This is a genomic window from Enterobacter cloacae complex sp. IR5402 (genome assembly GCF_049238125.1).
Lineage (GTDB): Bacteria > Pseudomonadota > Gammaproteobacteria > Enterobacterales > Enterobacteriaceae > Enterobacter > Enterobacter hormaechei_C.
On the sequence record NZ_JBMKHO010000016.1, the window covers coordinates 1 to 26,446 of the forward strand.

Genomic DNA, 26,446 nt, shown 5'->3' on the forward strand with positions numbered 1-26,446 from the left:
CCCATGCCGAACTCAGAAGTGAAACGCCGTAGCGCCGATGGTAGTGTGGGGTCTCCCCATGTGAGAGTAGGGAACTGCCAGGCATCAAACAAGAAGAACCCCGTACCGTAAGGTGCGGGGTTTTTTGCTTTTGTTTTTCTCCCTCTCCCTGTGGGAGAGGGCCGGGGTGAGGGCACCAAACCGCACCATCCCCTCCTTGAAACTTTCTCACCTTACGCTTGCAGGCTCGACATTAACCCCGTTTCTGGGTATCGTTAGCTGTCTGGATGTCTAAACGTTTATACGTATGCTGTGAGGATTTAAGGTTATGCCGATTCGGGTGCAGGACGAGCTACCAGCCGTCAATTTCTTGCGTGAAGAGAATGTCTTCGTAATGACAACTTCGCGTGCTTCTGGTCAGGAAATTCGCCCGCTGAAGGTGCTGATCCTTAATTTGATGCCAAAGAAGATCGAAACAGAGAACCAGTTCTTGCGTTTGCTCTCCAACTCTCCGCTTCAGGTTGATATCCAGTTGCTGCGCATTGACGCGCGTGAGTCACGCAACACGCCTGCTGAGCATCTGAATAACTTCTACTGTAATTTTGAAGATATTCGCGATGAGAACTTCGATGGATTGATCGTCACCGGCGCACCGCTGGGTCTGGTGGAATTTAATGACGTTGCCTACTGGCCACAGATCAGGCAGGTGCTGGAGTGGGCAAAAGATCACGTCACGTCCACCTTGTTTGTCTGTTGGGCGGTACAGGCCGCATTGAATATCCTGTATGGTATTCCCAAGCAAACCCGCAGCGACAAACTTTCTGGCGTATACGAACACCACATCCTTCACCCGCATGCGCTGCTGACGCGTGGTTTCGATGACACTTTCCTGGCCCCGCATTCTCGCTACGCCGATTTTCCGGCACAGCTGATCCGAGATTACACCGACCTGGAAATCCTGGCCGAAACGGAAGACGGCGATGCCTACCTGTTCGCCAGTAAAGACAAACGCATCGCGTTCGTTACCGGCCATCCTGAGTACGATCCGCATACCCTCGCGGCAGAGTATTTTCGTGACGTTGAAGCGGGTCTGAATCCGGATGTCCCGTACAACTATTTCCCGAAAAACGATCCACAAAACACGCCTCGGGCAACCTGGCGTAGTCATGGAAATTTGCTGTTTACCAACTGGCTCAACTATTACGTCTACCAGATTACGCCGTACGATCTTCGCCACATGAATCCGACGCTGGAGTAATCGTCTGCATTAAACGATCCTAAAGCGTTTCAGCTATTCAGATCAGGCACCTTCGGGTGCCTTTTTTATTTCCGAAATCCTGTTCAACATACCAGGAAACTTTAACTCTATAGTAATCATGAAGTTGCGTTGCAATTAAAATTAAAATGGAAATTGTTTTTGATTTTGGAAAAATTATAGATAGTCTTAATTCTGCTGAGCGAAAACTACACAACGATCTTTCGCTCGCGTCGGGGGCGTGATTTGGATCTTTGATGAGGAGCAGAACGATGACTCAACAGGCAACAACGGTCGATGAACTGACCTTTACCCAGCCGAATGGTGAGCAAGAACAGCAAGTTTTGACGGCAGAAGCGGTAGAGTTTCTGACTGAACTGGTGACTCGCTTTACGCCACAGCGTAATAAACTGCTGGCGGCGCGCATTCACCAACAGCAGGGGATCGATAACGGCAAGTTGCCAGGATTTATTTCGGAAACTGCTTCCATTCGTCATGGTGATTGGAAAATCCGCGGAATCCCTGAAGATTTACAGGATCGTCGTGTGGAGATCACCGGCCCGGTAGAGCGCAAAATGGTGATCAACGCCATGAATGCCAACGTCAAAGTCTTTATGGCCGATTTTGAAGACTCGCTGGCACCGGACTGGCAGAAAGTTATCGACGGGCAGATCAACCTGCGCGACGCCGTCAATGGCACCATCAGCTATACCAACGAAGCCGGTAAAATTTACCAGCTCAAACCGAATCCGGCGGTGCTGATCTGTCGCGTACGCGGTCTGCATTTGCCAGAAAAGCACGTCACCTGGCGCGGAGAAGCGATTCCGGGCAGCCTGTTCGACTTTGCGCTGTACTTCTTCCACAACCATAAAAACCTGCTGGCGAAAGGCAGCGGCCCCTATTTCTATCTGCCGAAAACCCAGTCCTGGCAGGAAGCGGCGTGGTGGAGTGAAGTTTTCAGCTACGCAGAAGACCGCTTCAGCCTGCCGCGCGGCACCATTAAAGCCACGCTGCTGATTGAAACCCTGCCTGCCGTATTCCAGATGCATGAGATCCTCCATGCGCTGCGTGACCATATTGTGGGCCTGAACTGCGGCCGCTGGGATTACATCTTCAGCTACATCAAAACGCTGAAAAACCATGCCGACCGGGTATTGCCGGATCGTCAGGTTGTGACTATGGATAAACCGTTCCTCAGCGCCTACTCGCGCCTGCTGATTAAGACCTGTCACAAACGCGGCGCCTTTGCGATGGGCGGCATGGCGGCCTTTATCCCGAGCAAAGATGCTGAGCGTAACAACCATGTGCTCAACAAGGTGAAAGCCGATAAAGAGCTGGAAGCCCGTAATGGCCACGACGGGACGTGGATTGCCCATCCCGGTCTGGCCGATACGGCGATGGAAGTCTTTAACCGCGTACTCGGCGACAACAAAAACCAGCTGTTTGTCACCCGTGAAGATGATGCGCCCATCGCAGAAGAACAGTTGCTCGCGCCGTGTGCGGGCGAGCGTACGGAAGAGGGCATGCGCGCCAATATTCGCGTCGCCGTGCAGTACATCGAGGCATGGATCTCCGGCAACGGCTGCGTGCCGATTTACGACCTGATGGAAGATGCCGCCACGGCGGAAATTTCACGTACCTCCATCTGGCAGTGGATCCACCATCAAAAAACGCTCAGCAACGGCAAACCGGTAACCAAAGCCCTGTTCCGTCAGATGCTGGCCGAAGAGATGCGGGTCATCCAGGACGAACTGGGCGAGCACCGCTTCAGCAGTGGGCGTTTTGACGATGCTGCACGTCTGATGGAGCAAATCACCACCTCTGATGACTTAATCGACTTCCTGACCCTGCCGGGCTACCGCTTCCTGGCGTAATTCACCACATAACAATATGGAGCATCTGCACATGAAAACCCGTACCCAACAGATCGAAGAGTTACAAAAAGAGTGGACCCAACCGCGCTGGGAAGGCATTCGCCGCCCGTACAGCGCAGAGGAAGTGGTGAAGTTACGTGGCTCGGTTAACCCGGAATGTACGCTGGCGCAGAACGGCGCGGCAAAAATGTGGGATCTGCTGCACGGGGGAGCTAAAAAAGGCTATATCAACAGCCTCGGCGCACTGACTGGCGGTCAGGCATTGCAGCAGGCGAAGGCCGGCATTGAAGCTATCTATCTTTCCGGCTGGCAGGTCGCGGCGGATGCTAACCTTGCCTCCAGCATGTATCCGGATCAATCTCTTTATCCGGCGAACTCGGTGCCGTCAGTGGTGGATCGGATCAACAATACCTTCCGCCGTGCGGATCAGATCCAGTGGGCCGCGGGTATCGAACCCCACGATCCGCGTTTTATAGACTATTTCCTGCCGATCGTCGCCGATGCGGAAGCCGGTTTCGGCGGCGTGCTGAACGCCTTTGAGCTGATGAAATCCATGATTGAGGCCGGTGCAGCGGCCGTTCACTTTGAAGATCAACTGGCGTCGGTCAAGAAGTGCGGGCATATGGGCGGGAAAGTGCTGGTACCAACCCAGGAAGCGATCAAAAAGCTGGTTGCCGCGCGTCTGGCTGCTGACGTGCTCGGCGTGCCGACGCTGGTGATTGCCCGTACCGATGCTGATGCGGCGGACCTGATCACCTCTGACTGCGATCCGTACGACAGCGAATTTATTACCGGCGAGCGCACCAGCGAGGGGTTCTATCGCACGCATGCCGGTATCGAACAGGCCATCAGCCGCGGTCTGGCCTATGCCCCTTACGCTGACCTGGTCTGGTGTGAAACCTCCACGCCGGATCTGGCGCTGGCGAAGCGTTTTGCCGATGCGATTCATGCGAAGTATCCGGGCAAGCTGCTGGCCTATAACTGTTCGCCGTCCTTCAACTGGCAAAAGAATCTGGACGATACCACCATCGCCAGCTTCCAGCAGCAGCTGTCGGATATGGGCTACAAGTACCAGTTCATCACCCTGGCGGGTATCCACAGCATGTGGTTCAACATGTTCGACCTGGCGCACGCCTACGCGCAGGGCGAAGGCATGAAGCACTATGTTGAGAAGGTGCAGCAGCCAGAATTTGCGGCAGGCAAAGAGGGATATACCTTCGTTTCGCACCAGCAGGAAGTGGGAACCGGCTACTTCGATAATGTGACCACGATTATTCAGGGCGGGGCCTCCTCCGTCACGGCATTAACGGGCTCAACGGAAGAAGCACAGTTCTAATCTTTTCCCCCTCTCCCCCCTCGGGGAGAGGGTTGGGGTGAGGGGGAATATATGTCGCGTGGTCTGGAATTACTGATTGCCCAAACTATTTTGCAGGGCTTCGATGCCCAATATGGCCGCTTTCTGGAAGTCACCTCCGGCGCGCAACAGCGTTTTGAGCACGCCGACTGGCATGCGGTTCAGCAGGCCATGAAGCAGCGTATCCATCTTTATGATCACCATGTAGGTCTGGTGGTGGAGCAACTGCGCTGTATCACCGACGGTAAAAGCCCGGATGCGGATTTTTTACTGCGCGTGAAAGAGCATTACACCCATCTGTTACCCGACTACCCGCGCTTCGAGATTGCGGAGAGCTTTTTCAACTCCGTCTATTGCCGGTTATTTGACCACCGCTCATTATCTCCTGAGCGGTTATTTATCTTCAGCTCCCAGCCGGAGCGCCGCTTCCGTACCATTCCGCGTCCGCTGGCGAAAGATTTCTTTCCCGATCGCGGCTGGGAAAAGCTCCTGCACCGCGTCTTAACGGATTTGCCGCTGCGCCTGCCGTGGGAGAATAAACCCCGGGATATCGGCTATATCCATGCGTATCTCAATGAAACCTTCGGCGAGGAGGTGCTCAGCCGCAGCCATTTGCAGGTTGCCAACGAGCTTTTCTACCGGAATAAGGCCGCCTGGCTGGTGGGCAAACTGGTTACGCCGACAGCCATCGTGCCGTTTCTGCTGCCCATTCACCGTACCGACGACGGCCAACTGTTTGTCGATACCTGCCTGACTACCAGCGCTGAGGCCAGTATCGTATTTGGCTTCGCCCGTTCCTATTTCATGGTCTATGCCCCACTGCCTGCCGCCCTGGTGGAGTGGCTGCGCGAGATCCTGCCGGGCAAAACCACCGCCGAGCTGTACATGGCGATTGGCTGTCAGAAGCATGCCAAAACGGAAAGTTATCGGGAATACCTGCGTTATGTCACCACGGCTGATGAGCAGTTTATCGAAGCGCCGGGGATCCGCGGCATGGTGATGCTGGTTTTCACACTGCCGGGCTTCGACCGCGTGTTTAAGGTGATTAAGGATAAATTCGCCCCGCAGAAGGAGATGAGCGCCGCGCACGTTCGCGCCTGCTATCAGCTGGTTAAAGAGCACGATCGTGTCGGGCGAATGGCCGATACCCAGGAGTTTGAAAACTTTGTGCTGGATAAGCAGCAGATCGATCCGTCGCTGATGTCGCTGCTAATGCAGGAAGCGCCGACGAAAATTACCGATCTTGGCGATAAGATTGCGATTAGCCATCTCTATATCGAACGCCGGATGGTGCCGTTAAATATCTGGCTGGAGCAGTCCGAAGGCCAGGCTTTACGAGACGCCATTGAAGAGTACGGCAATGCGATTCGCCAGCTCGCCGCCGCCAATATTTTCCCCGGCGACATGCTGTTTAAAAACTTCGGCGTCACCCGTCACGGGCGGGTGGTGTTCTACGATTACGATGAAATTTGCTACATGACCGAGGTGAACTTCCGCGATATCCCGCCGCCGCGCTATCCGGAAGATGAACTGTCCAGCGAGCCGTGGTACAGCGTATCGCCGGGCGATGTGTTTCCGGAGGAGTTTCGCCACTGGCTGTGTGCCGACCCGCGCATCGGGCCGCTATTCGAAGAGATGCATGCCGATCTGTTCCGCGCCAGCTACTGGCGCGGGCTGCAAACGCGGATCAAAAACGGACACGTGGAAGATGTCTACGCTTACCGCCGCAAGCAGCGGTTTTGCATCCGCTTTTCTCCCTCTCCCTGTGGGAGAGGGCCGGGGTGAGGGCATCAGGCGGCAATGCACGTTTAACGAATCCCACCATACGCCAGCGTCACCTCTTTCGCGGCCTTAATCACCATCGCGCCCAGCTCGGTGACGCGGTCGTCGGTCATGCGTGAAATCGGCCCGGAGATGGAGATGGCGGCAAACGGCTCGCGGTGCTCGTCAAAAATGCAGGACGCGAGGCAGCGCAGCCCGAGGGCATGTTCTTCGTCATCAAACGAATAGCCGCGCTTGCGGGTTAGAGCCAGATCTTCTTTCAGATGCACGGGCGACACCAGCGTGGCGTGGGTATAGGCGTGCAGCCCTTTACGGTGCAGCAGCCCCGTTACCTGCTCTTCGCTCAGCTGCGAGAGAAACGCTTTCCCTGCGCCAGAGGCGTGCATTGGCAGCTTGCCGCCAATCGGTGCGGACATGCGCATCAGCTGCGTACACTGCACCTGGTCGATAATAATCGCCTGGTGATCGCTCTGATCCAGTACGGCCAGGTTTACCGTCTCGCCGGACTCCTCCATCAGCTTGCGCAGAATCGGGTGGACAATCGCCAGCAGGTTGCGGCTTTGCAGGAAGCTGCTGCCGACAATAAACGCATGCGCCCCCACCGCCCAGTGTCCCAGCTCGCCCACCTGACGCACGAAGCCGAGCTGCTGCATGGTGGTCAGCAGACGGTGCGTGGTGGAGTTCGGCAGGCCAGCCTGCTGCGCCAGCTCCGTCAGGGCCACGCTGCCGTGCGATTCGGCTATCCATTCCAGCAGCTTCAGGCCGCGCGTCAGGGATTGAACCTGTCCGCCAGGTTGTGCAGCGGTGGTTGCAGCAGGTTTTCTGCCGCGTTTAGCGGGAACGGTCGTAACCATGACGAACTCCTTTTTCTGTATCGTGGAAATCATTTTCGTTTTATTTGGTGGTTTTGCAACCGCTTTCCTGACTGATCGGAGGAGTGATAGTGAACATGTCTCATGTTACCGCTGAGCGACTTTTCCACCCTGCGAGATTGTGCCAGTATGGAACGCAGCCTTTTGGCCTTGTTGAGCGTTGTCGGGAGCAAGTGTGAGCAGCAAAGTAGAGCAACTGCGTGCGCAGTTAAATGAACGAATTCTGGTGCTGGACGGCGGCATGGGCACCATGATCCAGGGCTATCGTCTGAGTGAAGACGATTTCCGCGGCGAGCGCTTTGCCGACTGGCCTTGTGACCTGAAAGGGAACAATGACCTGCTGGTGTTGAGCAAACCGTCAGTCATCATAGATATCCACAACGCTTACTTCGAAGCGGGTGCGGATATTGTAGAAACCAACACCTTCAACTCGACAACCATCGCCATGGCGGATTACCAGATGGAATCCCTGTCGGCGGAGATCAACTTTGAAGCGGCGAAGCTGGCGCGCGCCTGCGCCGACGAGTGGACGGCCCGCACGCCGGACAAGCCGCGCTACGTTGCCGGGGTGCTTGGCCCAACCAACCGCACCGCGTCGATTTCACCGGACGTCAACGACCCGGCGTTTCGTAATATCACCTTTGACCAGCTGGTTGTTGCCTACCGTGAATCGACCAGAGCGCTGGTGGAAGGCGGTTCCGATCTGATCCTGATTGAAACGGTATTCGACACTCTCAACGCCAAGGCCGCGGTTTACGCGGTGAAAGAGGAGTTCGAGGCGCTGGGCGTCGACCTGCCGATCATGATTTCCGGTACCATCACCGATGCCTCGGGGCGCACGCTTTCCGGCCAGACAACCGAAGCGTTTTATAACTCTCTGCGCCATGCCGAAGCGCTCTGCTTCGGCCTGAACTGCGCGCTGGGGCCGGACGAGCTGCGCCAGTACGTGCAGGAGCTTTCGCGCATCGCAGAGTGCTACGTCACCGCCCACCCGAACGCCGGTCTGCCGAACGCGTTCGGTGAGTATGATCTGGATGCCGACACCATGGCGGCGCAAATCCGCGAGTGGGCCGAATCTGGCTTCCTCAACATCGTCGGCGGCTGCTGCGGCACCACGCCGGAGCATATCGCCGCCATGAGCCGCGCCGTCGCCGGGCTTCCACCGCGCAAGCTACCCGAGCTTCCGGTAGCCTGTCGTCTGTCCGGCCTGGAGCCGTTGACCATCGGCGACGACAGCCTGTTTGTGAACGTGGGTGAGCGTACAAACGTCACCGGCTCCGCGAAGTTCAAGCGTCTGATCAAAGAAGAGAAGTACAGCGAAGCGCTGGACGTTGCCCGCCAGCAGGTGGAAAGCGGCGCGCAGATTATCGATATCAACATGGACGAGGGGATGCTCGACGCCGAAGCGGCGATGGTGCGTTTCCTCAACCTGATTGCCGGTGAGCCGGATATCGCCCGCGTGCCGATCATGATTGACTCTTCTAAATGGGACGTCATCGAAAAAGGGCTGAAATGCATTCAGGGCAAAGGCATCGTTAACTCCATCTCGATGAAAGAGGGGGTCGATACCTTTATCCACCACGCGAAGCTGGTGCGTCGCTACGGGGCCGCCGTGGTGGTGATGGCCTTCGATGAAGTGGGTCAGGCCGATACCCGCGAGCGCAAGATTGAGATTTGCCGCCGCGCGTACAAAATTTTGACCGAAGAGGTGGGCTTCCCGCCGGAAGACATCATCTTCGACCCGAACATCTTCGCCGTCGCGACCGGCATCGAAGAGCACAACAACTACGCCCAGGACTTCATCGGCGCGTGTGAAGACATTAAACGCGAACTGCCGCATGCGCTGATCTCCGGCGGCGTGTCAAACGTCTCGTTCTCGTTCCGCGGCAACGACCCGGTTCGTGAGGCGATCCACGCCGTGTTCCTCTACTATGCCATCCGCAACGGGATGGACATGGGGATCGTCAACGCCGGCCAGCTGGCAATTTACGACGATCTGCCAGCCGAGCTGCGCGACGCCGTAGAAGACGTGATCCTCAATCGTCGTGACGACGCCACCGAACGCATGCTGGATCTGGCGGAAAAATACCGCGGCAGTAAATCTGACGAATCAGCCAACGTTCAACAGGCCGAATGGCGCTCCTGGGATGTGAATAAGCGTCTGGAATACTCGCTGGTAAAAGGCATTACCGAGTTTATCGAGCAGGATACTGAGGAAGCGCGTCAGCAGGCCGCCCGTCCGATTGAAGTGATCGAAGGGCCGCTGATGGACGGCATGAACGTGGTCGGCGATCTGTTTGGCGAGGGCAAAATGTTCCTGCCGCAGGTGGTGAAATCCGCCCGCGTCATGAAACAGGCGGTGGCGTATCTGGAACCCTTTATCGAAGCCAGCAAAGAGAAGGGCTCCAGTAACGGTAAAATGGTCATCGCCACCGTGAAGGGCGACGTACACGACATCGGCAAAAACATCGTTGGCGTGGTGTTGCAGTGTAATAACTACGAAATTATCGATCTTGGCGTGATGGTCCCGGCGGATAAAATCCTCAGGACCGCGCGCGAAGTGAATGCGGATTTGATTGGTCTTTCCGGGCTGATTACGCCGTCGCTGGACGAAATGGTCAACGTGGCAAAAGAGATGGAGCGCCAGGGCTTCACCATTCCACTGCTGATTGGCGGGGCAACCACCTCGAAAGCCCACACGGCGGTGAAAATCGAGCAGAACTACAGCGGGCCGACGGTGTATGTCCAAAACGCCTCGCGCACCGTGGGCGTGGTCTCCGCGCTGCTGTCCGACACCCAGCGCGATGACTTTGTCGCCCGCACCCGCAAAGAGTATGAAACCGTCCGCATTCAGCATGGACGTAAGAAACCGCGCACGCCGCCGGTTTCGCTTCAGGCGGCGCGCGAAAACGATCTGGCGTTCGACTGGTCCAGCTATACGCCGCCGGTCGCACACCGTCTGGGCGTGCAGGACGTGACGGCCAGCATCGAAACGCTGCGTAACTACATCGACTGGACGCCGTTCTTCATGACCTGGTCGCTGGCGGGCAAATATCCGCGCATTCTTGAAGATGAGGTGGTGGGCGAAGAGGCGAAGCGCCTGTTTAAAGATGCTAACGACATGCTCGACAGGCTGAGCGCAGAGAAAGCCCTCAACCCGCGCGGCGTGGTGGGGCTGTTCCCGGCGAACCGCGTGGGCGACGACGTGGAAATCTACCGCGATGAAACCCGCACCCATGTGCTGGCCGTGAGCCACCATCTGCGCCAGCAAACCGAGAAAGTGGGCTTTGCCAACTACTGCCTGGCGGATTTCGTCGCACCGAAACTCTCCGGTAAAGCCGACTATATCGGCGCCTTTGCCGTAACCGGCGGTCTGGAAGAAGACGCGCTGGCGGATGCGTACGACGGGCAGCACGATGATTACAACAAAATCATGGTGAAAGCGATTGCCGATCGCCTGGCGGAAGCCTTTGCCGAGTATCTGCACGAGCGCGTACGTAAGGTGCACTGGGGCTACGCGGCCAATGAGAATCTCAGCAACGAGGAGCTGATCCGCGAAAATTACCAGGGCATTCGTCCGGCGCCGGGGTATCCGGCCTGCCCGGAACACACCGAGAAGGGCACTATCTGGAAACTGCTCGACGTGGAAGCGCATACGGGCATGAAACTTACCGAGTCGTTCGCCATGTGGCCGGGCGCGTCCGTTTCCGGCTGGTACTTCAGCCATCCGGACAGCAAGTACTTCGCCGTGGCACAGCTTCAGCGCGATCAGATTGAGGATTACGCTCTGCGTAAAGGCATGAGCGTGTCAGAGGTGGAACGCTGGCTGGCGCCGAATTTAGGCTACGACGCAGACTAACGTCACTTTTCCTTACAACAAACAGGGCACCGCTATGGTGCCTTGTCTCTTTCTTACGTTTAAACCCTTATACTGAACCTCAGGAAAGCGAATAACGATAAGGAGGAATGCCTACCGTGTTGACGTTGTTACACCTGCTCTCCGCAGTCGCACTGCTGGTATGGGGCACCCATATCGTTCGTACCGGCGTGATGCGTGTGTTTGGCGCACGTTTACGTACCGTTCTCAGCGGCAGCGTTGAGAAGAAGCCGCTCGCCTTCTGCGCGGGTATTGGCGTCACGGCGCTGGTGCAAAGCAGCAACGCCACCACCATGCTCGTCACCTCGTTCGTGGCGCAGGATCTGGTGGCGCTCGCCCCGGCGCTGGTGATTGTCCTGGGCGCCGACGTCGGTACCGCGCTGATGGCGCGTATCCTGACGTTCGATCTCTCCTGGCTGTCGCCGCTGCTGATTTTTATCGGCGTCATTTTCTTCCTCGGCCGTAAGCAAAGCCGTGCCGGGCAGCTTGGCCGCGTCGGTATTGGCCTCGGGCTGATCCTGCTGGCGCTGGAGTTGATTGTGCAGGCTGTCACGCCGATCACCCAGGCCAACGGTGTACAGGTCATCTTCGCCTCGTTAACCGGCGATATTATGCTGGATGCGCTGATCGGCGCAGTATTCGCCATCGTCAGCTACTCCAGCCTGGCAGCGGTCCTGCTGACGGCGACCTTAACCGCCGCAGGGGTCATTTCCTTCCCGGTGGCGCTGTGCCTGGTGATCGGTGCCAACCTCGGCTCTGGCCTGCTGGCGATGCTCAACAACAGCGCCGCCAACGCTGCCGCCCGCCGGGTGGCACTGGGGAGTTTGCTCTTTAAGCTGGTGGGCAGCCTGATTATTCTGCCGTTTGTGCACCCGCTGGCGAACCTGATGGACAATCTCTCTCTGCCGAAAGCGGAGCTGGTGATCTACTTCCACGTCTTCTACAACCTGGTACGCTGTCTGGCGATGGTGCCGTTTGCCGCGCCGATGGCCCGCTTCTGCGAGCGGCTAATTCGTGATGAACCGGAGCTGGACGCGCGCCTTAAACCGAAGCATTTGGACACCTCTGTGCTGGACACGCCCGCGCTGGCCATCGCCAATGCCGCCCGCGAAACGCTGCGCATGGGTGACGCGATGGAAACCATGCTGGAAGGGTTGCAAAAGGTGATGCACGGTGAGCCGCGTGAAGAAAAAGAGCTGCGCAGGCTGGCGGACGATATCAACGTGCTGTATACCGCCATCAAGCTCTATCTGGCGCGGATCCCCCAGGACGAGCTGGCGGAAGAGGAATCCCGCCGCTGGGCGGAAATCATTGAGATGTCGCTTAACCTGGAGCAGGCTTCGGATATTGTCGAGCGTATGGGCAGTGAAATCGCGGACAAATCCCTGGCAGCACGTCGGGCGTTTTCTGTGGAAGGGCTGAAGGAGCTGGAAGCGCTGCACGAACAGCTGGTCAGCAACCTGAAGCTGGCGATGTCGGTCTTCTTCTCCAGCGACGTGCCGAGCGCGCGCCGCCTGCGCCGCAACAAGCATCGTTTCCGCATCCTTAATCGCCGCTACTCGCACGCCCACGTTGAGCGTCTGCATCAGCAGAACGTGCAGAGTATCGAAACCAGCTCGCTCCATCTGGGGCTGCTGGGCGATATGAAACGTCTCAACTCGTTGTTCTGCGCGGTGGCGTACAGCGTGATGGAGCAACCGGATGAAGATGACGAGCGGGATGAGTATTAATCCCCAGAGGGTTTGATTGTTAACCCAAGGCCCAATGCTTTCATGACCGCCAGCGTGGTTTTGAGCGTTGGGTTCCCCTTATCACTGAATGATCGATACAGTTGTTCTCGTGACAGGCCCGTTTGCAGGGAAATGGTCGACATCCCTTTCGCTCGGGCGATGACGCCCAGCGCTTTAGCAATGTACGCTGAGTCACCCGTCTCTAATGCATCAGCCATAAACACAGCGATTTCCTCGTCATCCACCAGTGCGTTGGCTGGATCGTAGGGTGTTAATTTATGCATGCTCATTCACTCCTGCCATTGGGATACATTGCTCAGCATTTCTGCCATAAGTATGTCTCTGGCCTGGCTGCTTTTGTCACCACCACATAACAGCACGATGATGCAATTGCCCTGGTCCTTAAAATAGACTCTGTAGCCCGGGCCAAAGTGGATCCTCAGTTCACTGATACCTTCCCCCACGGGTCTAATGTCGCCCGCTAAGCCATTTGCCAGCCTAAAGAGGCGGGAAGCGATAATCGTCTTTGCCCGCCTGTCCTTTAAATTTTGCTCCCAGCGTCGGAAGGATTCTGTCTGAACGATCTCCTTCATATTACTCCCTGTGATTTATAAACTACAAGCAATTGTCTCTGGAGAGTAAAGCTAAAAGGAGTTAGCTCAAGGATAAATAGCCTGACGCTAAATCCTGAAAGCGTCTCGCAAACTAAAAAACCCGTCTCAGTAACCGTCGGCTAATCTTTTTTTCCAGCCCAAACCTAAGGTATATTTCGCCCTTCACAGGAGAAACTATGCTGCCAACTCAATCAACCCGATTAAACAAATACATTAGCGAGAGCGGGATCTGCTCACGTCGCGAGGCTGACCGTTACATTGAACAGGGTAACGTGTTTCTTAACGGCAAACGCGCCACCATTGGTGATCAGGTGGTACCTGGCGATGTGGTGAAAGTGAATGGTCAGGTCATCGAACCGCGTGATGCCGAAGACCTGGTGTTTATCGCGTTGAACAAACCGGTTGGGATTGTCAGCACCACGGAAGATGGCGAGCGGGACAACATTGTTGATTTCGTGAACCACAGCAGCCGCATTTTCCCGATTGGCCGTCTGGATAAGGACTCTCAGGGGTTGATTTTCCTTACCAACCACGGCGATCTGGTCAACAAAATTCTGCGTGCCGGTAACGACCACGAGAAAGAGTACATCGTGACGGTGAACAAGCCGGTGACGGACGAGTTCATTCGCGGGATGGGCGCAGGCGTGCCGATTCTGGGTACCGTGACGAAGAAGTGTAAAGTCAGAAAAGAGGCGCCGTTTGCGTTTCGTATCACGCTGGTGCAGGGCCTGAACCGCCAGATCCGCCGCATGTGCGAGTACTTCGGTTACGAAGTGACGAAGCTGGAACGCACGCGCATCATGAACGTCAGCCTGTCCGGGATCCCGTTGGGCGAGTGGCGTGACTTAACGGACGACGAGCTGATCGAGCTGTTCAAACTTATCGAAAACTCCTCGTCCGAGGCGAAGCCGAAAGCTAAAGCCAAACCGAAAACGCAGACGATTAAGCGTCCGGTGGTGAAGGCACCGCAGGCGGAAGAGAAAGGGCGGGGCAAGCCGGGCAACGGAAAACGCTTTACCCAGCCGGGGCGCAAAAAGAAAGGGCGCTAATTAGCGCCTTCCACGGGTTGATGTATTGGCGGACCAGGAAAAGGTCGCCTCTGCATCCGGCTTATAAGCCTGCTCTTTTTTCAGCTTGCGGGCTTTTTTCGCCGCAGCCTCACGTTGCGCCATCAGCTTGTCGATGTACTCTTTTTTAACCTGATTGGTTTCGGCGTTCGTCAGCGTGCGGCCATGCGCGATGCGGGCGCGGTCGAGAAGCGTTTTAAGTTCGCGCTGCTCGGCTTCGGTCATGTCTTTCTGGGTCAAACGTGGTGTAGCCATTGCTGAAGCCTCCTGATGGGGAGGCTTCAGTGTAAAGCAAGCCGGGACAATTAACCCTGTTTCACCGCATCTTTTTTCGGTTGGTCATCAATCGGCTTACCGGACCAGTACCCTGCTAACAGCGAACCGGACAGGTTATGCCAGACGGAGAACAGCGCCCCCGGTAGCGCTGCCAGCGGTGAGAAGTAAATTTTACCCAGCGCCGCCGCCAGGCCGGAGTTCTGCATCCCCACTTCGATCGCCAGCGTGCGGCAGGTGGATTCGTCAAAGCCAAACAGCTTCCCGCCCCAGTAACCGCCCAGCAGACCAATAGTGTTATGCAGCACAACCGCGACGATCACCACAAAGCCCACCGAAGCAATGTGCGATGCGGAACCGGCTACCACGGCGCTGATAATGGCCAGTATGCAGATCATCGAAAACGCGGGCAGATACGGCTCAACCGCTTTTACCACCCGCGGGAAGAGATGGTGGATCACCAGCCCCAGCGCAATCGGGATCACCACGATTTGCAGGATGCTGAGCAGCATGCCCATCACGTCCACCTGGATATGTGCGTCCACGTACAGGCGGGTTAACAGCGGCGTGGCAATCACGCCCACCAGCGTGGAAACGGACGAGATAGTGACGGAAAGCGCCACGTCGCCTTTCGCCAGATAGATCATGACGTTAGATGCCGTGCCGCTGGCGACGCTCCCCACCAGCACCATCCCGGCGGAAAGGTCGGGCGGCATATTAAAGGCCATCGCCAGCAGCCAGGCCGCGAGCGGCATCACCAGGTAGTGCAGGAAAATCCCTGCGGCAACCGGCGCCGGGCGAGACAGCACGCGTTTGAAATCGTCAATTTTCAGATGCACGCCCATGCCGAACATAATCAGCATCAGTAGCGTGGTGACCCACGGACCAATGCCCGTGAACGTGGCAGGAGTGTAATACGCGAGTACGGAGAGCAGCAGCGCCCATAACGGGAACAGCCGGGTGATAGCGGAGAGCATAGTGAATTCCTTGCAGTATTGTCGTGTTGTTTTGTTATAAAAAAGCCGGGTCTGTGCCCGGCTTATCGATATTGTTTAACGTGCTAACGAATTTTATTCAAACAAATTCTGATGAAGTTTCTGCACGACCTGCTCGGCCTGATCGGCAGGGACCAGGAAGCAGAGGTTGTAGCTGGATGCACCGTAGCAGATCATGCGGATATTGAACGGGTCGAGCACGCCGAACACCTCTTTACCCACGCCACAGGCGCGCGACAGCTTGTTGCCGATGATGGCCACCAGCGCCAGGTCTTCTTCCACTTCCACACGGCACAACTCGGAAAGCTCAATCAGCAGCGACTGCGTCAGCAGGGTATCACCCGTTGAGGTTGAACCGGTGGTGTCCAGCGTCAGCGCAATACTCACTTCAGAAGTGGTAATCAAATCTACAGAGATATTGTGGCGCGCCAGGATGCCAAACACTTCTGCCAGGAAGCCGCGGGAATGCAGCATATTATGGCTGTGCAGGGTAACCAGCGTCTGCTTACGACGCAGGGCCAGCGCGCGGAACAGCGGCGGGTTCTCGGTTTTCTTGCAGACCAGCGTCCCGCCCGCCTTTGGATCTTTACTTGAGCCAACGAAGACCGGAATGTCGCTGCGCACGGCGGGCAGCAGCGTGGCCGGGTGCAGCACTTTCGCGCCGAAGGTGGCCATTTCAGCCGCCTCTTCAAAGGCGATCACGTCAATACGTTTTGCCGCAGAGACCACGCGCGGGTCGGTGGTGTAGATTCCCGGCACGTCCGTCCAGATATCCACGCGGGTGGCGTGCAGGGCTTCACCCAGCAGGGCGGCGGTGTAGTCGCTACCGCCACGGCCCAGCGTGGTTGTGCGCCCTTTGGCTTCGCTGCCGATAAAGCCCTGGGTGATCACTATGCCTTCATCCAGGCGCGGGGCAAGCTGCTGGTTAGTCAGTTCAGCCAACGCTTCCACGTCCGGCTCGGCGCGGCCAAAGCGGTCGCTGGTGCGCATGACTTTACGCACGTCGAACCACTGCGCCTGAATATTGCGCTCGCGCATGATCTCAACGAACAGCAGGGTAGACATTAATTCACCGTGGCTGACCAGCTCATCGGTCAGGGCGGTAGAGGTTGCCAGCGACGCGGCTTCGGCCAGAGTGGTGATATTTTCCAGCAGGCGTTCCACTTCCTCACGAATGACGTTCGGGTTTTGCAGACGCTCGAGAATGTCGAACTGAATTTTGCGCAGTGCATCCAGCTTCACGAAACGCTCGGTCGCTTCCAGTCCTTCAGACAGAGAAACCAGCAGGTTCGTCACGCCGGCTGAGGCGGAAAGTACCACCAGGCGGGTATTCGGATCGGCCAGCACCACATCGGCGCTGCGGTTCATGGCATCGTAGTCTGCCACACTGGTGCCGCCAAACTTGGCGACCACAAAACTCGTCATAACAACCTCGTGTCAGGGAATGAATAGAGCGACCTTGGCACAAGAATGAAGCGAGAACAGGTGCAGGCGCAAAATACGGCCCTATAAATAAAATGCGGGGGAGGTCCTGTCAATGCTGGGATTATGCGGATTTTTCATGGGGGGGTACCCCTCAGAAACAGGACTTATAACAGGCCCATATTTTATGCTCCTTTTCACCCCTTTTTGACCAACATTTCGCCACGCCGGAAGGGCGCGACAGCAGCTATACTTTTCGGGTCTTTTCACCTGCGTTTGATGCAGACCAGGGCAATGGCATAAAAACCATCACAATTTTTATTTGCAGGCGCTACAATCGACCGCAGTCACAATTCTCAAATCAGAAGAGTATTGCTATGAAAAACATCAACCCAACGCAGACCGCTGCATGGCAGGCACTACAGAAACATTTTGATGAAATGAAAGACGTCACCATCGCGGATCTGTTCGCGAAAGATGCCGATCGTTTCAGCAAGTTTTCCGCCACCTTCGATGACCTGATGCTGGTGGATTTCTCCAAGAACCGTATCACCGAAGAGACGCTGGCGAAGCTGCAAGATCTGGCGAAAGAGACTGAACTGGCAGATGCCATCAAATCCATGTTCTCCGGTGAGAAGATCAACCGCACCGAAGACCGTGCCGTGCTGCACGTGGCGCTGCGCAACCGTAGCAATACCCCAATCATCGTTGACGGCAAAGATGTGATGCCGGAAGTGAACGCGGTGCTGGAAAAGATGAAAACCTTCTCCGAAGCGATCATCTCAGGTAGCTGGAAAGGCTACACCGGCAAAGCGATCACCGACGTCGTAAACATCGGTATCGGCGGCTCTGACCTCGGCCCGTTCATGGTGACCGAGGCGCTGCGCCCGTACAAAAACCACCTCAACATGCACTTCGTGTCCAACGTCGATGGGACCCACATCGCTGAAGTGCTGAAAAAGGTGAACCCGGAAACCACGCTGTTCCTGGTGGCGTCTAAAACCTTCACCACTCAGGAAACCATGACCAACGCCCACAGCGCGCGCGACTGGTTCCTGAAAACCGCGGGCGACGAAAAGCACGTGGCGAAACACTTTGCGGCGCTGTCCACCAACGGTAAAGCGGTAGGCGAGTTCGGCATTGATACGGCGAACATGTTCGAGTTCTGGGACTGGGTTGGCGGCCGCTACTCTCTGTGGTCTGCAATCGGCCTGTCCATCATTCTGTCCGTCGGCTTCGACAATTTCGTTGAGCTGCTCTCCGGCGCGCACGCGATGGACAAACACTTCTCCACCACCGCGCCTGAGAAAAACCTGCCGGTACTGCTGGCGCTGATCGGGATCTGGTACAACAACTTCTTCGGCGCTGAAACCGAAGCGATTCTGCCGTACGACCAGTACATGCACCGCTTTGCGGCCTACTTCCAGCAGGGCAACATGGAATCCAACGGCAAGTACGTTGACCGTAACGGCAACGCGGTGGATTACCAGACTGGCCCAATCATCTGGGGCGAGCCGGGCACCAACGGTCAGCACGCGTTCTACCAGCTGATCCACCAGGGCACCAAAATGGTACCGTGCGATTTCATCGCCCCGGCGATTACGCACAACCCACTGTCCGACCACCATCCGAAGCTGCTGTCTAACTTCTTCGCCCAGACCGAAGCGCTGGCGTTCGGTAAATCCCGCGAGGTGGTTGAGCAGGAGTACCGTGATCAGGGTAAAGATCCGGCAACGCTGGAGCACGTGGTGCCGTTTAAAGTGTTCGAAGGCAACCGTCCAACTAACTCCATCCTGCTGCGCGAAATCACGCCGTTCAGCCTGGGGGCGCTGATTGCCCTCTACGAGCACAAAATCTTCACTCAGGGCGCTATTCTGAACATCTTCACCTTTGACCAGTGGGGCGTTGAGCTGGGCAAACAGCTGGCAAACCGCATTCTGCCAGAGCTGGGTGACGATAAAGCGATCGACAGCCACGACAGCTCCACCAATGGTCTGATTAACCGTTATAAAGCCTGGCGTGCGTAATAAATATGTCATGAACAATGCCGGCGATATGCCGGCATTTTTTTATCGGATAATTCCTGATGTCTGTTAGTTATCTCAAATTCTGAATCTGAGTTTAATCCGAAAAAGACAGTAACCCCGTTAATTGCTGAGGTTTATTTTAAGAAAATACGGAGTGATGCTTTAATGTTCTTATATTATAAATTATTGATTTATATTGATTATATATTTGCTTGATTCTTTTTTCCTTCCATTTTTAACCATTAGTCTGAAAACCTCATCCCTATTTACCCCCACGGTAAACCCACTGCTTTAGTTGTGTATACTCGAATCCGCCTGAATTTCTTTTCGGGCAAATCTCCATTCATTCATTGAAGGGAAATTGTTATGAAGAAAGTACTGTATGGCATTTTTGCCATATCTGCGCTTGCGGCGACGTCTGTCTATGCAGCTCCGGTCCAGGTCGGGGAAGCAGCAGGGTCGGCAGCGACGTCTGCGTCTGCGGGGAGTTCTACCGCAGCCAGCACCAGCGCCGTAAGTTCAGCCGTGGGTGTCGCGCTGGCGGCAACCGGTGGCGGTGATGGCTCCAATACCGGAACCACGACCACTACGACGACCAGCACCCAGTAATACCGGGTGTTTTAATCATAACCACACTTCGGTGTGGTTATTTCGCCCCTTCGGAGAAGAGTCGTGAAGCGACCTGCAATCATCCTGATTTGCCTGCTGTTGCAGGCGTGCTCAGCTACCACCAAAGGGCTGGGCCACTCACTGTGGGACAGCATGTTCGGCACGCCGGGCGTGCATCTGACCGATGACGAACTTCAGAACATGCCGTATGCCAGCCAGTACATGCAGCTAAACGATGGTCCGCAACTGTTTGTGGTGCTCGCTTTCGATGAAAACGGGCAGCAGAAATGGGTGACGCAGGATCAGGCCACCATCGTGACGCAGCATTCCCGCATCGTGAAAACGTTGCTCGGCGGCGACAACCTGCTTGAGGTGAACAACCTGGCTGAAGATCCGCTCATCAAGCCGAATCAGATTGTCGATGGTGCAAGCTGGACGCGCACGATGGGCTGGACCGAGCACAAACAGGTGCGCTACGCCACGGCCCGCTCCACCTTCCGCTGGGACGGTACGGACAGTGTCAAAGTGGGCAGCGACGAAACGCAGGTGCGCGTGCTGGATGAAGAGGTGACAACCGATCAGGCCACCTGGCATAACCGCTTCTGGGTGGACGAAGAGGGGCAAATCCGCCAGTCCTTACAGTATCTCGGTGCCGGATTCTTCCCGGTGAAGACCACCCTGATCAAGGCGGCGAAATCATGAAAATGTTCATCCACATTGCGTTTCTCGCCAGCCTGGCCTCGCCGCTGGCGTGGTCTGCGGGAACGGTACAGGTCTACACCCCGGACAGCGAAAAACCTAAAACCTTAACCAATGCCGGGCATCTGCTCGATCTGGTGGGGCAGCCGAGGCTGGCGAAAAGCTGGTGGACCGGGGCGGTTATCAGCGAGCGTCAGGCGACGATTGTAGCGGAACAAAAACATCAGGCGCTGCTCGCCCGACTGAGCGGGCTGGCACAACAGGAAGATGCCGACGATGCCGCGGCTATTACTAGCCTGCGTCAGCAGCTTCAGGCGGTTAAGGTGACGGGGCGCCAGAAGGTGAATCTCGATCCCGACGAAGTGCGTGTCGCGGAAAACGGCAATCCGTCGCTGGAAGGGGACTATACCTTGTGGCTTCCGGCTCAGCCTTCCACCGTCACCGTGATGGGGCTTCTCAGCAGCCCTGGCAAAAAGCCGTTTACGCCGGGCCGGGACGTGGCGAGCTATCTCGACGAGCAAAGTCTGCTCAGCGGAGCGGATAAAAGCTATGCCTGGGTGGTCTATCCGGACGGGCATACGCAGAAAGCGTCGGTGGCTTACTGGAATAAACGCCATATCGAACCTATGCCGGGCAGCATCATTTTTGTCGGTTTTGCCGACCATTTCTGGACGAAAGCGTATGACGGGCTTAATGCCGATATCCTTCGCTCCCTGATACAGCGGATACCGGAATAATGAAAAAAACCTATCTCTACAGCATGCTTGCACTGTGCGTGAGTGCCGCCTGTCATGCAGAAACGTATCCGGCACCCATCGGCCCGTCGCAGTCCGATTTTGGCGGCGTGGGCTTACTGCAAACCCCAACCGCGCGTATGGCCCGCGAGGGGGAAATCAGCCTTAACTATCGCGATAACGATCAGTACCGTTACTACTCTGCGTCCGTGCAGCTGTTCCCCTGGCTGGAGACCACGCTGCGCTACACCGACGTGCGTACAAAACAGTACAGCAGCGTAGACGCTTTCTCCGGCGATCAGACCTACAAAGACAAAGCCTTCGACGTGAAGCTGCGCCTGTGGGAAGAGAGCTACTGGATGCCGCAGGTCTCCGTTGGTGCGAAAGACATTGGCGGGACCGGCCTGTTTGACGCGGAATACATCGTGGCCAGCAAAGCCTGGGGACCGTTTGATTTCTCACTCGGTCTGGGATGGGGCTATCTGGGTACCAGCGGCAACGTCAAAAATCCGTTCTGCTCCTACAGTGATAAATACTGCTACCGTGATAACAGCTACCAGAAAGCGGGCTCCATCAACGGCGACCAGATGTTCCACGGCCCGGCCTCGCTGTTTGGTGGTGTAGAGTATCAAACGCCATGGCAGCCGCTGCGCCTGAAGCTGGAGTACGAAGGTAATAACTACAGCGAAGATTTTGCCGGCAAAATTGAGCAGAAGAGCAAGTTTAACGTCGGCGCTATTTACCGCGTCACCGACTGGGCCGACGTTAACCTCAGCTATGAGCGCGGTAATACCCTGATGTTTGGCTTTACCCTGCGCACTAACTTTAACGACATGCGGCCGCACTATAATGACAACCCGCGGCCAAAATATCAGCCGGAGCCGCAGGATGCGATCATTCAGCACTCCGTGGTAGCGAACCAGCTGACGCTGCTGAAATATAACGCGGGCCTGGCGGATCCGAAGATCCAGACCAAAGGCGATACGCTGTATGTTACCGGCGAGCAGGTGAAATACCGCGACTCCCGCGAAGGGATCGAGCGCGCCAACCGGATCGTCATGAACGATCTGCCGGAGGGGATCCGCACGATCCGCGTGACGGAGAACCGCCTGAATCTGCCGCAGGTCACCACCGAAACCGATGTTGCCAGCCTTAAGCGTCATCTTGAAGGCGAACCGCTCGGGCATGAAACCGAGCTGGTGCAAAAACGCGTTGAGCCGGTGGTGCCGGAAACCACCGAGCAGGGCTGGTATATCGATAAATCGCGCTTCGATTTCCATATCGATCCGGTGCTGAACCAGTCCGTGGGGGGGCCGGAAAACTTCTACATGTATCAGCTGGGCGCGATGGCGACGGCGGATCTGTGGGTGACCGACCACCTGTTGACCACCGGTAGTCTGTTCGGCAACATTGCCAACAACTACGACAAATTTAACTACACCAACCCGCCGAACGATTCAAAACTGCCGCGCGTGCGTACCCGCGTTCGCGAATATGTGCAGAACGATATCTACGTGAATAACCTCCAGGCCAACTACTTCCAGTATTTCGGCAATGGCTTCTACGGCCAGGTTTACGGTGGCTATCTGGAAACCATGTTCGGCGGCGCCGGGGCAGAAGTGCTTTATCGTCCTGTCGACAGCAACTGGGCGTTTGGGGTTGATGCCAACTACGTGAAACAGCGTGACTGGCGCAGCGCGCAGGACATGATGAAGTTCACCGACTACAGCGTCAAAACCGGCCACCTGACCGCCTACTGGACGCCGTCATTCGCGCAGGACGTGCTGGTAAAAGCCAGCGTCGGCCAGTATCTGGCGGGCGATAAGGGCGGCACGCTGGATATCTCCAAACACTTTGACAGCGGCGTTGTGGTGGGCGGCTATGCCACCATCACCAACGTTTCGCCAGACGAGTACGGGGAAGGGGACTTCACCAAAGGGGTGTACGTGTCGATTCCGCTGGATCTGTTCTCATCAGGCCCAACCCGCAGCCGTGCGGCAGTGGGCTGGACGCCGCTGACGCGCGACGGTGGTCAGCAGCTTGGACGTAAATTCCAGCTGTATGATATGACCAGCGATAAGAACATTAACTTCCGCTGATGCTTCACGCCGGGCGGCACTGCGTTTGCCCGGCCTACGGTTTTTGTAGGCCCGGTAAGCGCAGCGCCACCGGGCGAATGCGCCAAACATAAACAAAAAATATAGATCCCCGTCACATTTTTGCGTTATACAGGAACCTCGCCCTGGAGAATGAGGTGCTGTATGACATCCCTGACTCGTCCGCGCGTTGAGTTTATCTCAACGATACTCCAGACCGTACTGAACCTCGGTCTGCTGAGCCTTGGCCTGATCCTGGTCGTTTTTCTGGGTAAAGAGACGGTGCATCTGGCGGATGTGCTCTTTGCTCCTGAGCAAACCAGCAAATACGCACTGGTGGAAGGCCTGGTGGTCTACTTTCTCTACTTTGAATTTATCGCCCTGATTGTGAAGTACTTTCAGTCCGGCTTTCACTTCCCGCTGCGCTATTTTGTCTACATTGGCATCACCGCCATTGTGCGGCTGATCATCGTCGATCATAAATCCCCGCTCGACGTGCTGATCTACTCGGCGGCGATCCTGCTGCTGGTGATCACCCTCTGGCTGTGCAACTCAAAGCGGCTAAAACGCGAATAAAAAAAGGGCGCTCCGAAGAGCGCCTAACAACAGTCACAAGTTGGTTCAATACAATACGTCTAAAGTTGAGGGTTGCAGAGGCATAACAAATGAAACTTAACCTTTCACACCGCCCGCCGTCAGGCCGTTGACCAGCCAGCGCTGGGCCAGCAGGAACACCACGGTAATCGGGATGGCAGAGAGGACGGCCGCCGCGGCAAAGTCGCCCCACAGGTAGTTTTGCGGGTTGAGATACTGCTGCATACCGACGGCCAGGGTGTAGCTGTTTACATCGCGCAGTAACAGAGAGGCGACCGGTACTTCGGTGATCGCCGCGATAAACGACAGAATAAACACCACCGCCAGAATCGGCACCGACAACGGCAGCAGCACCAGGCGGAACGCCTGCCACGGTGTCGCGCCATCCAGTGCCGCCGCTTCTTCCAGCGAGCCGTCGATGGTTTCGAAATAGCCTTTAATGGTCCACACGTGCAGGGCGATACCGCCGAGATAGGCGAAGATCACGCCGCCGTGAGTGTTCAGGCCGATGAACGGCACGTACTGGCCCAGACGGTCAAACAAGGCATATAACGCCACCAGCGACAGTACGGCCGGGAACATCTGGAAAATCAGCATCCCTTTCAGCAGGGTCGCTTTGCCCGGAAAACGCATACGGGCGAAGGCGTAAGCACAGGTGGTGGAGAGCGTCACGATGCCGATGGCTGTGATGGTTGCCACCTTCACCGAGTTCCACAGCCACAGCAGCACCGGGAACGGCGGCGGCGTGACGCGGCCATCCGCGTGTTCCACGCTGAAGCCCAGCGCGAGCTTCCAGTGCTCCCAGGAGATTTCGTCCGGGATCAGGCTCCCGGTGGCGAAGTTCCCCGAACGCAGGGAGATGGCGATAACCATCAGCAGCGGGAACATGATCGCCGCGATGAAAATCAGCAGGCCTAAGTGCGTCACGAGGAGGCGCAGTTTCTGAGATTTGGGTTGTACCATTGCCATGTTCAGTGCCCTCCTTAGTCAAATTTCATACGTGTGGCTTTCAGGTTCACAATCGCCAGGGCGCCCACCAGCAGGAAGATCAGGGTGGCAATCGCCGCCGCCAGGCCGAAGTCCTGACCGCCGCCGCCCTCGAAGGCGATGCGGTAGGTGTAGCTCACGAGCAGGTCGGTATAGCCTGCCGGCGTGGTGGTGCCGAGACGGTCCGGACCGCCGTTGGTCAACAGCTGAATCAGCACGAAGTTGTTAAAGTTAAAGGCGAAGCTGGCAATCATCAGCGGCGTCAGCGGCTTAATGAGCAGCGGCAGGGTAATTTTGAAGAAGTTCTGGAACGGACCCGCGCCGTCCATCGCCGAGGCTTCGTAAAGGTCGTCCGGGATGGCCTTCAGCAGCCCCATGCACAGGATCATCATGTACGGATAGCCCAGCCAGGTGTTCACGATGATAATCATCGAGCGGGCGGTGGTCGGGTCGCTGAACCAGGCCGGTTTGATACCGAACAGCGCGCTCAGCATCATGTTGATTTCACCGAAGCTCTGGTTAAACAGCCCTTTGAAAATCAGAATCGAGATGAACGACGGCACGGCGTACGGCAGAATCAGCAGCACGCGGTAAATCGCTTTGCCCTTCAGGGACTCCCACTGCACGAGGCAGGCCAGCACCATGCCCACGGCCACGGTCAGGATCACGGTCAACACCGAGAAGACCACCGTCCAGACGAAGATGGCGAAGAACGGTTTCTGGATGCCTTCGTCGGTAAACACGCGGGTAAAGTTGTCCCAGCCGATGGTGACGGTATAGCCCGGGCTGAGTTTGTCATCCCCCCAGCTGCCGTCGGCATTCACAGACTGATAGAAACCAATATCGTTGTTCGGGCGGTACTTCACGCCGCTCTGGTTGTTGGTCAGCGTGCCGTCATCCGCCAGGGTATAGAGCGGTTGGGTGCCGGAGAACTGGCGCAGCGAGCTCATGATCACTTTGCTTTCGTCTGGCAGTACGGCGGTGAGCTGGGTCAGTGCCTGGCGATTCTGGGTGATGATACGCAGGTTGGCACGTTCACCTTCCGGCAGGGCCGCAGCCTCTTTTAAGGTCAGCTTCTGCTCACCGCCAAATTTGAACGCGTCGGAAAGATAGGTTTTGCCGCTCTCACCGTCAGTGAGCGCTAACTTCCACTCATCACCCGCAGGATACAGGCCGAAGTTAAAGGTTTTACCCGCCTGATAAGAACGGTCCAGAAGCACCTGGGTGGCACGCTCCTGCGCGAGCTGGTTGGTGCTGCTGTAGTTGGTAAAGGCAATCGCGATGGTGCAGATCAACGGAAAGAGGACAAACAGCCCCATCCCGGCAACGCCCGGGTAAACATAGCGCCAGGCATACGCTTTACGGTTGGCGAAAATATACAGGCCAACCGAGCTTAAAATCAGCGTCATGATGGCGAATAGGTATTCCCCTTGCACGTACATTAAAACAACAAGGTAACCCACCAGCAGACACAGCAGACCTATCACTGACCACTTCAGTGCGTCGCTTTGCCACCAGTGTTTCTTTTTAATGACATCCATGGGGTTCTTCCTCTACAACGGTGGAAACTTATCGTCAGGTGGCGCTGCGCTTACCTGACCTACGG

General features: G+C 56.4%; 21 protein-coding genes and 1 rRNA gene. 14 read left to right on the plus strand and 8 right to left on the minus strand.

Annotation, left to right across the window (positions count from 1 at the left end):
- The 5 genes from rrf to aceK all read left to right on the plus strand — a co-directional run.
- Positions 1–83: ribosomal RNA gene (rrf, locus tag ACOTXL_RS20010) — 5S ribosomal RNA — on the plus strand; the annotation flags it as partial.
- 224 nt (positions 84–307) lie between these two features.
- Positions 308–1,237: a homoserine O-acetyltransferase MetA gene (gene metA, locus ACOTXL_RS20015; protein ID WP_003860360.1), complete on the plus strand. Its 930-nt coding sequence runs from the start codon at positions 308–310 to the stop codon at positions 1,235–1,237.
- Positions 1,238–1,506: 269 nt separating this feature from the next.
- Entirely contained in the window at positions 1,507–3,108 is a 1,602-nt protein-coding gene (aceB, locus tag ACOTXL_RS20020) for a malate synthase A (RefSeq protein WP_045350771.1), read from the plus strand.
- Between the two features lie 31 nt (positions 3,109–3,139).
- A complete protein-coding gene (gene aceA, locus ACOTXL_RS20025) occupies positions 3,140–4,444 on the plus strand; it encodes an isocitrate lyase (protein WP_045350770.1) in 1,305 nt (434 codons plus the stop codon).
- A 51-nt stretch (positions 4,445–4,495) separates the two neighbouring features.
- On the plus strand, positions 4,496–6,247 hold the full coding sequence (gene aceK, locus ACOTXL_RS20030; RefSeq protein ID WP_045350769.1) for a bifunctional isocitrate dehydrogenase kinase/phosphatase: 1,752 nt from the start codon (positions 4,496–4,498) through the stop codon (positions 6,245–6,247).
- A 23-nt stretch (positions 6,248–6,270) separates the two neighbouring features.
- Here the strand turns inward: aceK and iclR are convergent, their stop codons facing one another.
- Positions 6,271–7,098: a glyoxylate bypass operon transcriptional repressor IclR gene (gene iclR, locus ACOTXL_RS20035; RefSeq protein ID WP_003860353.1), complete on the minus strand. Its 828-nt coding sequence runs from the start codon at positions 7,096–7,098 to the stop codon at positions 6,271–6,273.
- Between the two features lie 193 nt (positions 7,099–7,291).
- Here iclR and metH point away from each other — a divergent pair, with 193 nt between their 5' ends.
- Both metH and ACOTXL_RS20045 read left to right on the plus strand, forming a co-directional pair.
- A complete protein-coding gene (gene metH / locus ACOTXL_RS20040) occupies positions 7,292–10,975 on the plus strand; it encodes a methionine synthase (RefSeq protein WP_045350768.1) in 3,684 nt (1,227 codons plus the stop codon).
- A 116-nt stretch (positions 10,976–11,091) separates the two neighbouring features.
- Positions 11,092–12,723 (plus strand): Na/Pi cotransporter family protein, encoded by a 1,632-nt coding sequence (locus ACOTXL_RS20045; RefSeq protein WP_003860350.1) that lies wholly within the window; start codon positions 11,092–11,094, stop codon positions 12,721–12,723.
- Here ACOTXL_RS20045 and ACOTXL_RS20050 read toward each other — a convergent pair.
- Complete coding sequence (locus ACOTXL_RS20050; RefSeq protein ID WP_032610152.1) at positions 12,720–13,007, minus strand: addiction module antidote protein; 288 nt, start codon at positions 13,005–13,007, stop codon at positions 12,720–12,722. The two genes, ACOTXL_RS20045 and ACOTXL_RS20050, sit on opposite strands and share 4 nt — an antisense overlap.
- A 6-nt stretch (positions 13,008–13,013) precedes the next feature.
- The gene (locus ACOTXL_RS20055; RefSeq protein ID WP_045350767.1) at positions 13,014–13,316 is read right to left on the minus strand and encodes a type II toxin-antitoxin system RelE/ParE family toxin; all 303 of its coding nucleotides are present in this window, start codon (positions 13,314–13,316) and stop codon (positions 13,014–13,016) included.
- Positions 13,317–13,513: 197 nt separating this feature from the next.
- On the opposite strand from ACOTXL_RS20055, the gene rluF reads away from it, so the two are divergent.
- Complete coding sequence (gene rluF, locus ACOTXL_RS20060; RefSeq protein ID WP_045346556.1) at positions 13,514–14,386, plus strand: 23S rRNA pseudouridine(2604) synthase RluF; 873 nt, start codon at positions 13,514–13,516, stop codon at positions 14,384–14,386.
- On the opposite strand, the gene ACOTXL_RS20065 is transcribed toward rluF, so the two are convergent.
- From ACOTXL_RS20065 to lysC, 3 genes are all read right to left on the minus strand, one after another.
- Positions 14,387–14,659 (minus strand): DUF3811 domain-containing protein, encoded by a 273-nt coding sequence (locus tag ACOTXL_RS20065; protein WP_003860346.1) that lies wholly within the window; start codon positions 14,657–14,659, stop codon positions 14,387–14,389. It abuts the gene before it with no gap.
- Positions 14,660–14,709: 50 nt separating this feature from the next.
- Positions 14,710–15,654: a ketopantoate/pantoate/pantothenate transporter PanS gene (panS, locus tag ACOTXL_RS20070; protein ID WP_045350764.1), complete on the minus strand. Its 945-nt coding sequence runs from the start codon at positions 15,652–15,654 to the stop codon at positions 14,710–14,712.
- Positions 15,655–15,747: 93 nt separating this feature from the next.
- Positions 15,748–17,097, minus strand: coding sequence for a lysine-sensitive aspartokinase 3 (gene lysC / locus ACOTXL_RS20075; protein WP_045337031.1), 1,350 nt, complete (start codon positions 17,095–17,097; stop codon positions 15,748–15,750).
- Between the two features lie 374 nt (positions 17,098–17,471).
- Here lysC and pgi point away from each other — a divergent pair, with 374 nt between their 5' ends.
- The 6 genes from pgi to psiE all read left to right on the plus strand — a co-directional run bounded on the left by pgi (position 17,472) and on the right by psiE (position 23,835).
- Positions 17,472–19,121 carry a glucose-6-phosphate isomerase gene (pgi, locus tag ACOTXL_RS20080; RefSeq protein WP_003860343.1) on the plus strand — a complete coding sequence of 550 codons (1,650 nt, stop codon included), beginning with the start codon at positions 17,472–17,474 and terminating at the stop codon, positions 19,119–19,121.
- Between the two features lie 366 nt (positions 19,122–19,487).
- Positions 19,488–19,730, plus strand: coding sequence for an exopolysaccharide production protein YjbE (gene yjbE / locus ACOTXL_RS20085; RefSeq protein ID WP_003860341.1), 243 nt, complete (start codon positions 19,488–19,490; stop codon positions 19,728–19,730).
- Positions 19,731–19,793: 63 nt separating this feature from the next.
- Positions 19,794–20,432: a YjbF family lipoprotein gene (locus tag ACOTXL_RS20090; RefSeq protein WP_003860339.1), complete on the plus strand. Its 639-nt coding sequence runs from the start codon at positions 19,794–19,796 to the stop codon at positions 20,430–20,432.
- Positions 20,429–21,166 carry a capsule biosynthesis GfcC D2 domain-containing protein gene (locus ACOTXL_RS20095; RefSeq protein WP_045350762.1) on the plus strand — a complete coding sequence of 246 codons (738 nt, stop codon included), beginning with the start codon at positions 20,429–20,431 and terminating at the stop codon, positions 21,164–21,166. Before ACOTXL_RS20090 ends, ACOTXL_RS20095 begins: the two co-directional genes overlap by 4 nt.
- Entirely contained in the window at positions 21,166–23,262 is a 2,097-nt protein-coding gene (locus tag ACOTXL_RS20100) for a YjbH domain-containing protein (protein WP_003860333.1), read from the plus strand. The genes ACOTXL_RS20095 and ACOTXL_RS20100 overlap by 1 nt, the downstream gene beginning before the upstream one ends.
- Positions 23,263–23,424: 162 nt before the next feature.
- Complete coding sequence (psiE, locus tag ACOTXL_RS20105) at positions 23,425–23,835, plus strand: phosphate-starvation-inducible protein PsiE (RefSeq protein ID WP_000202963.1); 411 nt, start codon at positions 23,425–23,427, stop codon at positions 23,833–23,835.
- Positions 23,836–23,931: 96 nt separating this feature from the next.
- Here the strand turns inward: psiE and malG are convergent, their stop codons facing one another.
- Positions 23,932–24,822, minus strand: a complete 891-nt coding sequence (malG, locus tag ACOTXL_RS20110) for a maltose ABC transporter permease MalG (RefSeq protein ID WP_023324006.1) — start codon at positions 24,820–24,822, stop codon at positions 23,932–23,934.
- Positions 24,823–24,836: 14 nt separating this feature from the next.
- The gene (gene malF / locus ACOTXL_RS20115; protein WP_003860331.1) at positions 24,837–26,381 is read right to left on the minus strand and encodes a maltose ABC transporter permease MalF; all 1,545 of its coding nucleotides are present in this window, start codon (positions 26,379–26,381) and stop codon (positions 24,837–24,839) included.
- Positions 26,382–26,446 lie beyond the last annotated feature (65 nt).